Origin of the sequence: Kitasatospora sp. NPDC059673 (assembly GCF_042734215.1) — a bacterium.
Taxonomy (GTDB): domain Bacteria; phylum Actinomycetota; class Actinomycetes; order Streptomycetales; family Streptomycetaceae; genus Kitasatospora.
On the sequence record NZ_JBHWEN010000001.1, the window covers coordinates 563,128 to 575,216 of the forward strand.

At 68.5% G+C, this 12,089-nt stretch carries 4 protein-coding genes; all 4 read left to right on the plus strand.

The annotated features are described in order from the left end of the window. Positions 1-68 precede the first annotated feature (68 nt). The 4 genes from ACFV18_RS02270 to drmB are packed head-to-tail and all read left to right on the plus strand — an operon-like array spanning position 69 to position 11,862. Positions 69-4,853: a DEAD/DEAH box helicase gene (locus ACFV18_RS02270; RefSeq protein WP_380478291.1), complete on the plus strand. Its 4,785-nt coding sequence runs from the start codon at positions 69-71 to the stop codon at positions 4,851-4,853. Continuing rightward, a complete protein-coding gene (locus tag ACFV18_RS02275) occupies positions 4,850-6,772 on the plus strand; it encodes a UvrD-helicase domain-containing protein (protein WP_380478293.1) in 1,923 nt (640 codons plus the stop codon). The genes ACFV18_RS02270 and ACFV18_RS02275 overlap by 4 nt, the downstream gene beginning before the upstream one ends. Before the next feature lie 29 nt (positions 6,773-6,801). Next, complete coding sequence (locus tag ACFV18_RS02280; RefSeq protein WP_380478318.1) at positions 6,802-10,005, plus strand: helicase-related protein; 3,204 nt, start codon at positions 6,802-6,804, stop codon at positions 10,003-10,005. A 3-nt stretch (positions 10,006-10,008) separates the two neighbouring features. Beyond that, positions 10,009-11,862 (plus strand): DrmB family protein, encoded by a 1,854-nt coding sequence (drmB, locus tag ACFV18_RS02285; RefSeq protein WP_380478294.1) that lies wholly within the window; start codon positions 10,009-10,011, stop codon positions 11,860-11,862. The last annotated feature ends 227 nt before the right edge of the window (positions 11,863-12,089 follow it).

Genomic DNA, 12,089 nt, shown 5'->3' on the forward strand with positions numbered 1-12,089 from the left:
GGCACCCGGCCCTTCCTCATCTCCTCGCGCCCTCCCACGGCCGGGACCTCTCCCGAGACAGGTGCTCCATGACCGACCCGCAGTCCGCCCTCCCCGTCATCGCCACCGTGCTCCGCCAGTCCGCCATCGTCCTGGAGACCTACCGGGTCGACCCGGGGCTGGTGCAGGAACATGCGAATGGCGAGCGCCGCATCACCCAGGGTGGTTACGGGGAGCGGCAGTTGTTCGAACTGGTGCAGAACGCGGCGGACGAGATCGCCGCCGCGCCCGGCGGAAAGCTGCACGTCGTCCTGACGGACGACTACCTGTACTGCGCCAACGAGGGCAATCCGGTCACACCGCAGGGCGCCGAGACAATCCTGCGAATGAGCGTGTCCCGCAAGCGCGGTGGGCAGATCGGGCGGTTCGGCGTAGGCGTCAAGTCGGTGCTGTCGGTCAGCGACAGCCCGCAGTTCTTCAGTTCGAGCGGCGACTTCGGCTTCGACCGTGACTGGTCGGCGGCGGAGATCGCCCAGGCGCTCGGTGTGAGTGGCGAGTTGGACATGGACACTCCGGTCCTGAGGATGGCCCGTCCGCTGGACCGGCAGCAGGAGTGCGCCGACGACTCCGAGTTGGAAAAGCTGCTGCAGTGGGCCACCACCGTGGTCCGGCTGCCGCTACTGCCGGGCGCTGCCGATCGGCTCGGGTACGACATCACCGGTCACAAGTTCCGCGACGGGCGGGAGATCAAGCCGTTCCCGTTCCACTTCCAGTTGTTCTCCTCCCACGTCGGGGAGGTGCTCCTGCTCGACCAGCGCAAGATGCCGCCGGTGCGGCGGGACATCACCGTCGAGAACAAGGGCATCTGCCGGACACTCAAGGAGATCACCCGCGGCGCGAAGTCGACGACGGAGTCCTGGAAGGTCTTCTCCGTCGCCCACTCCCCCACCGCCGAGGTCCGCGACACCGCCGGCGAGCTGCACGACCGCCCGATGATCGACGTCTCCTGGGCCGTTCCCGAGTACGACGTCCGCAACGGGCTGTACACCGTTCCCGTCGGCAAGGGCGAGTTCTGGGCGTTCTTCCCCACCAAGTACGAGGTGTCGCTGACCGGAATCCTCAACGCGCCGTGGAAGACGAACGAGGACAGACAGCATCTTCTGGACGGCAGCCCGTTCAACCTCGAACTGCTCCAGGTGGCTGCCCGGTTGGTGGTCGACAGCCTGCCGGCGCTGGTGCCCGCCGAGGACCCCGCCGCGTACCTCCCGTTGCTGCCCGGTCGCGCCAAGGAAAAGGTGAACTGGGCGGACGAGTACTTCCTCCGGCAGGTCTGGTCGATGGCCGCGCAGCGCCCGTCCCTGCCCGACCAGAACGGCGTCCTCCAGATCCCCCGGGACCTGTTCATCACCCCGGCCAACCTGGACAAGGAGTGGCTGCAGATCTGGTCCGAGTACCCCGGGCGCCCCGTCGACTGGGTGCACCCGTCGGTCGACGCTGCGGAGAGCAAGACTCGGCGCGGCAAGATGAACCACATCCTGGAGACCACCGACCGCAAGCCGGAGAGCGTCCGGAGTTGGCTGGAGGCGCTGGTTGCCGACGGCACCCCCGAAGCGTCCTGTCACGCCATCAAGATCCTCTCGGCGATGGTGACACAGGAGCAGGCCCGCCGACTGCCGCGCGACTTCGTGTTCACCCCGGACATCCGCCAGGCGAGGATCGTGCTGACCGAGGAGCACGGCATGGTCGCGCCGGTCGCCGGTGAGATCTTCCACCGGACCTCGGACGACTCGCTGCGCGACGACATGGTCTACGTCGACCCGCGGATCTCCGAGCAACCGGAGATGGCCCGGCACCTGCACGCCATCGGCATCCGAGTGGCAGACGCCCAGGGACGTTTCGAGGGCGTACTCGACCAAGGCTTCGACCATTACGACGGCCACGCCTGGACGAATTTCTGGGTACTGCTGCGCAGCGCCGGCGGCAACGCGCAGGTGGAGCGGATCCGGGCCAAGGTGCCGAAGCCGCTGGAGATCCTGCACGTGCGTACCGTGGACGGCCGATTCCGGCGCATGCGCGACTGCCTGCTGCCCGGTCCGGTGGTGCCCGGCGACGGCAGCAGGGACGGCGCGGTCGCCGTCGATATGGCGTTCCACGACGGCGACCGGGCGGTGTTCCGCGAACTCGGGCTGTCCGACCGTCCGACCCCCAACCACCGCCCCGAACTGGAGCCCTGGTTCGAGGAGTACCGGGAACTGGTGCACAACGGCTACCTGCGCACACTGCCGGCCAACGCGCCCCGCCCCAGCCTGGGCCGTCTGACCGTCGAGGGCGCCGCCACCGCGGGCCCGCTGCACCTGCTGCGCGAGCTGTCCGAGGAGGGACGGGCAGGTTTCGTCGCCTCGCTCCCCGAACTGGGCGTCGTCCAGCAGTGGACCGGGCAGTACGGCGCGCAGACTGCCACCCGCAAGCCCGTTGTGTCCCCGTTCCGCTGGATGATCAACAAGTACGGCCTGGTGAACACCTCGCTCGGTCTCACCAGGGTGTCCGAGGCGGTCGGCCCGCAGCTGAAGGAGTACGCCGCAGTGCTCGCGGTGGCGTCGATCGGCCCGGACCTCGCCCGGCGGCTCGGCATGCCCGTCACCGCCGACGAGGTGCCGGCGGACCGTTGGAGCAAGCTGCTGGACCGGGTGCTGAAGAGTGAGGACGACGCCTTCGTCGGTCGGGCCTACGCGCAGCTGTTCCGGGTCGCCTTCGAGTTCCCGGAAGGTGTGTTGACGCGGTGCCGAGTGGGTGCCGGTTGGGAGGAGCGGCCGGACGGCGAGATCGCGGTGGCCACCAGCCAGGCCGAGTACGACGAACTGGTGCGTGAGCAGTTGCCGGCACTGCTGGTCGCCGACCGTTCCGACGCCGCGACGGCCAAGGCCATGATCGAGGAATGGGGGATGTCGAAGGTCTCCGACGTCATCACCAAGGAGCTCGCTCCGGTCAAGATCGGCGCGCCGGTACCGCTGTTCGACGTGTACACCACGGTCCGGGCCCGGCTGGGCAACACCGGGAGCAACCTGAAGATCCAGCGTTGCTCGACCCTGGACCGGATCATCCGCACCACCACGGCCAGCACGCCCACTCCGATCAGGTTCGCCAAGAAGGGCAACACCCTGTACGTACTGGACTCGCTCGATCGACTGCAGGTGCTGCGCGCGGCCGATGAGGAGTTCAAGTGGGGTTTCGGCGCGGCCGGCTGCAAGCAGGCGCTGGAGCTGCAGGACCGTCAGGAGCAGAACCAGCAGCTGCAGGAACGGCTGCGCGCGGTCCGCGAGAGCGAGAGCGTCATCGACAAGATCGCACTGCTGATCGGACGCGAGGCACTTCAGCGCGGGCTGCCGCCGGGGCTGTTGGAGAGCGAGCTGGAAGAGAACGGCGGTGAGGAGCCGAGCGAGCGACGGATCGCCGAGATGGCGTTCAACTCGCACGGCGAGTCGATCCTTCGGATGCACGAGCGGGACCTGTCACTGGAGTTCCCCACCCGCGCGCCCAGCTCGTTCAACGGCAGCGAGAAGGCCCGCAGGTTCGTCGCGGACCTGAACTTCCCGGACTCCTTCGCGGGTGCCCGGGTGCCCTCCCTGGAGGCCAGGTTCGAGGTCGACGGGCCGAGCGAGTTCCCCGCTCTGCACCCGTACCAGGAGCAGCTCGCCAAGGCTCTGCTCGGACTGCTGGAGAGCCCCGTGCCGCGGCGCGGCATGCTCGGCATGCCTACCGGTGGTGGCAAGACCCGGGTCACTGCGGAGGGCGTGATCCGGTGGATCCGTGAACGGCAGGAGCTGCCGGGGCCGGTGCTGTGGATCGCGCAGACCGAGGAGCTGTGCGAACAGGCCGTGCAGAGCTGGCAGTTCGTCTGGTCGAAGGTCGGCCCGGAGATGCCGCTGGTGATAAGCCGACTGTGGTCGAGCAACGAGGCGACTCCGGTCGACGGCCGACCGCACCTGGTGGTCGCCACCGACGCGAAGCTGTCGCGTTGTCTGGACACCGACGACTACGCGTGGCTGCGGGAAAGCACCTCGCTGGTCGTGGTCGACGAGGCCCACACCGCGATGTCCCCGCGCTTCACCGAACTGTTCGCCCAGCTGGACCTGACGCACCACCGGACCGGCCGGCACCTGATCGGGCTCACCGCGACGCCGTACCGCAACAACGAGGAGCTGACCAGGTTGCTGGTGCAGCGCTTCGGCGAGCGACTCGACACGGAGGTCTTCCAGGGCGACCTGGAGCAGGCCATCAAGCAGCTGCAGGCGCTCGGGGTGCTGGCCCAGGTCAGGCACCGGGAACTGGCAGGCGGTCAAATCTCGCTGAATGCCGACGAGCTCAAGCAGTCCGAGAAGTTCGCCACCCTGCCCAAGGGCGCCGAGCAACGGCTCGCCGACGACCACGAACGCAACCAGCGGATTGTGGACGAGATTGCCGGCCTGCCCTCGGACTGGCCGGTACTGGTCTTCGCGACCTCGGTGGCGCACGCCAAGTTCCTTGCCGCGAAGCTCGGCGACCGTGGCGTCACCGCTGCCGCGATCGACGCGAACACCCCGACCGCGGAGCGCCGGCAGCGGATCGACGCCTTCCGCAAGGGGAAGATCCAGGTGATCACCAACTACGGTGTGCTCACCCAGGGTTTCGACGCCCCGGCGACCCGAGCGGTGGTGGTGGCCCGGCCGACCTACAGCGCGCACATCTACCAGCAGATGATCGGCCGCGGCCTGCGCGGACCCCGTAACGGCGGTAAGGAGACCTGTCTCATCCTCAACGTGCGGGACAACGTCACCAACTACGGCGAGAAGCTCGCCTTCACCGACTTCGAGTACCTGTGGAGCGAAGCGAATTGAGCCACATCGTCGACGATCACCCGCTGACCGCGGAACAGCAGGCTGTGGTGGACCAGCCGTGGGACGCCCGGGTGCTGGTCACCGCCGGTGCCGGCGCAGGAAAGACATACACGCTGGTGCGGCGGCTCGACGCGCTCGTAGAACGGGAGGAGCTGGAGGCCGGGGAGATCCTGGTGCTCACCTTCTCCCGGGCCGCGGTACGCGAGTTGACCGAGCGGATCGAACGGCGCGCGGGCACTGCCCAGCGGGTCCGGGCGCAGACCTTCGACGCCTGGGCCACCGCTCTGCTGACCCGTGCGTATCCGGACATCGACTGGCCGACAGTCGGCTTCGACCGCCGGATCGAGGCGGCCACCGAGGCGATCGACCACGGCGCGGTGGAGGTCGGGGAACAGGGAGTGCCCGCCCATGTCGTGATCGACGAGGTGCAGGACCTGGTCGGTGTCCGTCGGGAGATGGTCGAGGCGTTGCTCGACCGGTTCCAGGAGAACTCCGGCTTCACCGTGGTCGGCGACTCGGCGCAGGCCGTGTACGGGTTCCAGGTCTCCGACCCGGACCAGCGGGCCGAGGAAACCGACCGGTTCCTGGACTGGGTACGTGCCAGCTTCGGCGAGGATCTGGTCGAGCTGCACCTGGGCGACAATTTCCGGGCCCGCACGGAGGTCGCGCGCCTCGCCCTGCCGTACGGAACCCGGTTGCAGCACCTTCCCCGCGATCCGGCTCGGGCAGCCGAGGAGGCCGAACGGATCCACGGAGACCTGCGGTCGCTGCTCCTGACGACACCGAACTTCGGCGGCCTCGATCTGGAGTACGTGCAGGACGCGTTGCGCGACTACCCGGGCACCACCGCCGTGCTGTGTCGGGACAACGGCCAGGCCCTGACCGTCTCAGGTCTGCTCGCCGACGCCGGCGTCCCGCACACTCTGCAGCGTTCGGTCCGGGACCGTTCGGCCCCGCCGTGGCTCGCCGAACTCCTCAGTGCCACCGCCACCTCCACACTCGGCCAGGAGCGTTTCTTCGAGCTGCTGGCCGACATCGAACTGCCTGCCGACAGTTCGCCCGACGCGCTGTGGCGATCGGTCCGCAAGGTCGCCCGGGGTACCCGGGGCACCGTCGATGTCCCCGCACTGCACCTGGCGCTTGCCGAACGCCGGCTTCCCGACGAGCTCACCAGTGTCCGTTCAGCCCCTCTGGTCGTCTCCACCGTGCACCGTGCCAAGGGCCTGCAGTTCGACCGGGTCCTGGTGGTCGAGCCGCGGGTGCTGAAGGAGCCCCGGCGGGTCGAGAAGAAGAAGCGCGACTACGACCCGGCGGCGGAGGCACGGCTGCTGTACGTGGCGATGACCCGTGCCCGCGACGACATGTACGTCCTGGACGCTCCCAGTTCCTGGCTGGTCCGCAAGGACCGACGGCTGGATCGGTGGTACCTCGGTGGTCGGAGCGCCTGGGCACGCAACGGCATCGAACTGCTCGGCGGTGACGTGTCGCGGGCTCTGCCGCCCGGTACCGAGGACTTCCGAGTCGAAGCCCGGGAGTTGATGGAACATCTGCGTACCGCCGTCTCTCCCGGGGATCCCGCCGAACTGGCCCTGCTGCACGGCATCCCGGTGGCCGCCGACCAGTCACCGCCGTATGCCGTGGTCGTCAAAGGCAGGCCGACGGCGGTCGCCTCCGAGCGCTTCCGTACCGATCTGCACCGGATGCTGCAACGTAACGCGCACAGTCCGGTGGAGAATTGGCCGCAAGCGATCACCGGGCTGCGCGTCGACTGTGTGGAGAGCATCGGGGGCAGCACCACGGTGACGGACCGGGAGGGGCTGGGGCCACAGGGGGTGTGGTTGGCGCCGAGATTGTGCGGACTCGGGCGTTTCCGATGGGACAACGAGCAGATGGCCGGAGCTGAAGGGAACACTGCGTGAGCGAGTCAATCCACCAGGCGCACTACGAGATGTGCGACTCCCTGCTGACGGCGGTGCGCGACGATCTGCTCGGCCCGGTGGGCGGCCCGGACGAGGTGCTCACGGGTGACGCGCCGATCACCATGTACCCGATCGGCGTGCTGTTCCCGCGCACCCGCCCGCAGAACGGGTACCGCGAACCCTCCGAGCGGGAGAACGAACAGGACGGCCTGGACAGGGCCCCGCTCGCCCGGGGAACGGACGAGGAGGAGACCGTGGACCTTGGGGTCTCCCTGGCCAACGTCCGGATGCCTTCCTCTCTCGGCCTCACGTTCGCCGTGGACCCGAACCTGGCTCCGCGGCTGAGATTCTCCGTCCGCGCGGCCGTCTACCTGCCCGAGGACGAATACGGAAAGCCCATTGCGGCGAAGCGGACCGAGGCTCGCAGCACAGAGGCGCAGAAGGAACACTGGCGTCGCGTAGAGCTGCGCCCCGACCCGGTCGTCGTGGACGTGACGGTGCCCGGTTTCCCCGGCCTGGATCCACTGCACCCCGGCCTCGAACTCCGTGTCCTTGTGCGTCCGCCCTCGAAGCAGCACGGCACGGTGACCGTGACAGCAACGGTCGTGAACAGTCTGGAGGTCGGCCAATACGACCTCCGTGACGCCCACTGCTTCTACCAGCCGGTTCTGGAGGTGACCGCCGAGGACGGGACCGCCGCGCCGTTCGTGGAACGGCACGCGGTTCTCGGGACGGCCGACTCCGAGCTGGCCTTGAGTCGAATGCTGCACCGGCACGCGCCGACCTTCGCCACCGGGCATGGCTGTGCGGCGTACTGGGAGTGGACTCCCCCGGCGATCGGTGAGGTGGGCACCGATCGGGCCGTAGTGACGTCGGTCCGGACCGAGTTCGTGCCGTCCCACGAGGTGCTGCTGACGGACTCCAATCCGGAGATCGACACCACCGCTCTAACCATGCACGGTCTCGGCACCGCCCCGACCGACGAGATCGTCGCGGCACTGCGCCGGATGCTCGACGGGTACCGGGTCTGGATCGACAGTCAGGAGGAGCAGAGCCACGCGCTGGCCGGCACCGAGCACGGCCCGATCGCGATGGAGCAGGTGGGCCAGTGCCGCCGCGCGCTCCGACGCATGAACGACGGCGTGGACCTGTTGGCCGACCCGGACCGGCCGGAGGTGCTTCGCGCGTTCAGGCTGGCGAACCTCGCCATGGCCGACCAGCGTGCCCGAACGGCGTGGATCAAGGGGGGCGGGTCCGGCCTGCCCGATGCCTCGGCAGGTCGTTGGCGCCCGTTTCAGATCTCCTTCGTGCTGCTCTGTCTGGCGGGCATCGTGGACCCCGAGCACAAGGACCGAGGAGTGGCCGACCTGCTGTGGTTCCCCACCGGTGGTGGCAAGACCGAGGCCTATCTCGGCCTGATCGCGTTCACCACCTTCCTGCGGCGGCTGCGTGACGGGGCGCTGGGCGGCGGCGTCACCGTCCTCATGCGTTACACCCTCCGGCTGTTGACGCTGCAGCAGTTCGAGCGGGCCACCACGCTGATCTGTGCGATGGAACGGATTCGTGCCGAAGATCCGGCGTCGCTGGGCAAGGAGGAGATCTCGATCGGCATGTGGGTGGGTCGCTCCGCCACGCCGAACCGACTGTCCGTGGCGGCCCAGCGGCTGCGGGAACTGCGCAACAATCCGCTGCGGCCGCTTCAGACGGAGAACCCGGTCCAGTTGCGCGGCTGCCCGTGGTGCGGCGAGCCGTTGGCCCCGGACGACTACACGGTGCACGAGACCGCCGGTCGGATGGTGATCGGCTGTCCCGCTGTCGACTGCGCGTTCCACACGGGCCTACCGGTCCACTTGGTGGACGATGCCGTCTACAAGGCACGGCCGACCCTGGTGATCGCCACCGTCGACAAGTTCGCCTCGCTGCCGTGGCGACCCGATTCGGCCAACCTGTTCAATCTGACCGCTCCGCCCGGAACCCGAGCGCCCGAGCTGATCGTCCAGGACGAACTCCACCTGATCTCCGGCCCCTTGGGCACCCTGACCGGTATGTACGAGACGGCAGTGGACGCACTCGCCCGACGGCCGAAGGTGGTCGCCTCGACCGCGACCATCCGGCGGGCCGACGAGCAGGGCTCCCGGTTGTTCGCCCGCAGGGTCGACCAGTTCCCGCCGGCCGGGCTCGACTCGCGCGATTCCTGGTTCGCCGTCGAAACCTCCCGGGAACGGAAGGCAGCCCGCAGGTATGTCGGCCTGCTCACTTCCAGCACCAGCCAGGCGACGCTGCTGATCCGGGTGTACGCGGCCTTGTTGCACCGGGCGGCGACCCGTGGCGCGCCGGACCACGTGAGGGACGCCTACTGGACGCTCGTCGGCTACTTCAACAGCCTGCGCCTGCTGTCAGCGGCCGAACTCCAGGTCCTGGACGACGTGCAGGAACGCCTCGACTACCTGGCCTTCCGGGACGGTGTGGAGCCACGCCGGGTAGACGGGCTCACCGAGCTCAGCAGCCGGGCCAGTGCGAGCGACATCTCCCGGCGGTTGAAGGAGGTCGAGCGATCCCTGCCGTTGAAGGACGTCCTCGACGTCCTGCTCGCCACCAACATGATCTCGGTCGGCGTGGACATCGATCGGCTGGGACTGATGGCGGTCATGGGTCAGCCGCAGACGACCGCCGAGTACATCCAGGCCACCAGCCGGGTCGGCCGGCAGCACCCCGGATTCGTGGCGGTCATGCTCAACTCGGCCCGTTCCCGAGACCGTTCGCACTACGAGGACTTCCAACAGTTCCACTCGGCACTCTACCGAGAGGTAGAGTCCACCAGCGTGACGCCGTTCTCCTCCCGGGCCAGGGAGCGCGGATTGCACGCGGTGATTGTGGCGCTGGCTCGGCTGACCCTGCCGGAGGCGGGACCGAATGCCGCCGCCCGTAGGATCGAGGACTTCCTGGACGATCTGAATGGCAGCATCCGTCGCATCGTCCTCGACCGTGTTGCCCAGGTCGACCCTGCCGAACTCGACACCACCGCCGAGGCCTTCGACCACTTCGTCCAGGAGTGGCGGTACGCGGCCGAAGACCACCCCGATCTGGTCTACGAAGCGCCCCGGGGCACCCGTACGCCTGCTCTGCTGAGCAGCTATGACGACGAAGCTTCCACCACCGGGGCGGAATCGTGGCCCACCTTGTGGAGCCTGCGTGACGTCGATGCCTCGTCCGTCTTCTTCGAGGAGCGCTGAGCCGTGACACCTCTTCCCCCTCGTACCCGCCGTCGAAGCCTGCTCTCCGGCCCGGTCCGTGCCGCCCGCCGGCTCGGAGAGATCCGGCGCGCACAGCTGATCACCACGTACGGCGTCGGCGCGATGATCGCCGTGGACAACGAGTCGTTCCTGGTTCGCGGCATCGACTCATGGGACGTCTCGCAGGCGCCGGTCGTCGTGGAGCCGCGTCTCTCCGACCAGTTGCACGTGTACGAGTTCCGTCTGCCGCCCGCGCCCGACCCGGACCTGGCGAAGGACGGCGTCCGGGCGGTGCGGTTCCCTGAGTGGTACTCCTGCCCGCGCTGCGGTGCCCTCCAGCCGTACCGGAAGTTCAACTCCCCCGCGGGCCGGGCCGAATGTTCGAGCTGTCAGGAGAGCCTGGTCCCATCCCGGTTCGTGATGGCCTGCGCGAACGGCCATCTGGAGGACTTCCCCTACTGGCAGTGGGTGCACCGGAACAACGGCCGGACCGAGACTGGTAGCTGCGGAGGCGGCTTGACGTTCAGGTCGGACGGCTCGACCGCCTCGCTGCGCGCCGTACTGATCAGCTGCAGCTGCGGCGTATCGGCGTCGATGGAAGGCTCGTTCCGCCGCACGGCACTCGATGATCTGCGCATCCGTTGTGGCGGCCGCCTCCCGTGGTTGAAGGACGCACCCGCCGAACACTGCACGGAAGCACCGCGCACCCTCCAGCGCGGTTCCTCCTCCGTCTGGTTCCCTGTCCTGCACTCCGCTCTGTCCATCCCCCCGTGGAGCGAGGGCATGGCGAAGCTTGCGGCGGGCCTGTACAGCAAGTTGAAGGACGAGGAGGACTCCTTCATCCGCAGGTACCTGCAGGTCGAGAATATCCTCGAGCACCACCCCGCCCACGACCCCGAGGAGATCCTGGCGCTGATCCGCGAACGCCGGGAGACCGAGCGGAGCTCTGCGGAGCAGGGCCCGACCGAGTCCGGGCAACAGGTCGCAACGGATGCACCGCGCACTGCGATCTACCGCGACGAATACGACAGTCTGCGCCGGACGCATCGGGAAGATCCCGAGGTCGGGGCCCAGGATTTCGTCTGCGAACCGCCGGTCGGGTCGACCGGACCGCTCCGGGAGTCCCATGGCCTCGGTCAGATCATGCTGGTGAAGCGCCTGCGCGAAGTCCGCGCTCTGCAGTCGTTCACCAGGATCGAGGAGCCGGGCTTGGCGGCAATGCCCCGACACGCGCCGATCTGGCACCAGAGGCAGACGTGGCTGCCTGCGATCGAGGTCCGGGGCGAGGGGGTGTTCCTGCGGCTCGACACCGATCGTCTGCGCCGGTGGGAGCAACTGCCCGGCCCGATCTCCCGGGCGCAGCGGATCCGTGCGAACCATGATCGCCTGTTGCACGAGCGTGCCAAGAATTCGGACCGACCGGTGCCGTCGTCCCACGCCGATCCTCGGTATGTGCTGCTGCACACCCTCGCCCACGTGCTGATCAACGAGTGGAGCCTGGACGGCGGTTACCCGGCCGCCGCATTGCGGGAACGCCTGTACGCGGGCGACGACATGGCGGGAATCCTGATCTACACCGCCACGAGTGATTCGGCAGGCAGTCTGGGAGGCATCGTCGCCCAGGGCGAGCCGGACCGGTTGGAGAGCTCACTGCGGTCGGCGCTGGACCGAGCCGGATGGTGCTCCAACGATCCGCTGTGCGCGGAGTCGGAGGCCAGTGGCGCCGACGGGCTCAACCTGGCTGCCTGTCATGCCTGCGTGCTGCTTCCCGAGACCAGCTGCGAGAACAACAACATCCTGCTCGACCGGGCTGCCCTGATCGGCTCGCTGGACGGATCCTCGCCAGGATTCTTCTGAGCCACCGATGTCCGGGGCTACGGATCCAAACGGTTCGACGAATGTCTGAGGACGAATACGGCAGCGGCCGAACAGGATCCACGGCCGACCGCCGGCCTCGGCGGCAGAACCGGCCAGGCCGATTGTCCGAACACCCGGAGGCATTCGCCTGGCCTGCAGCGGTCGGTCACTGGAGGTCCGCCGGATGGTGGGACGGGGGCGGCGCGCTGAGGGGAAGTGCCCCTCAG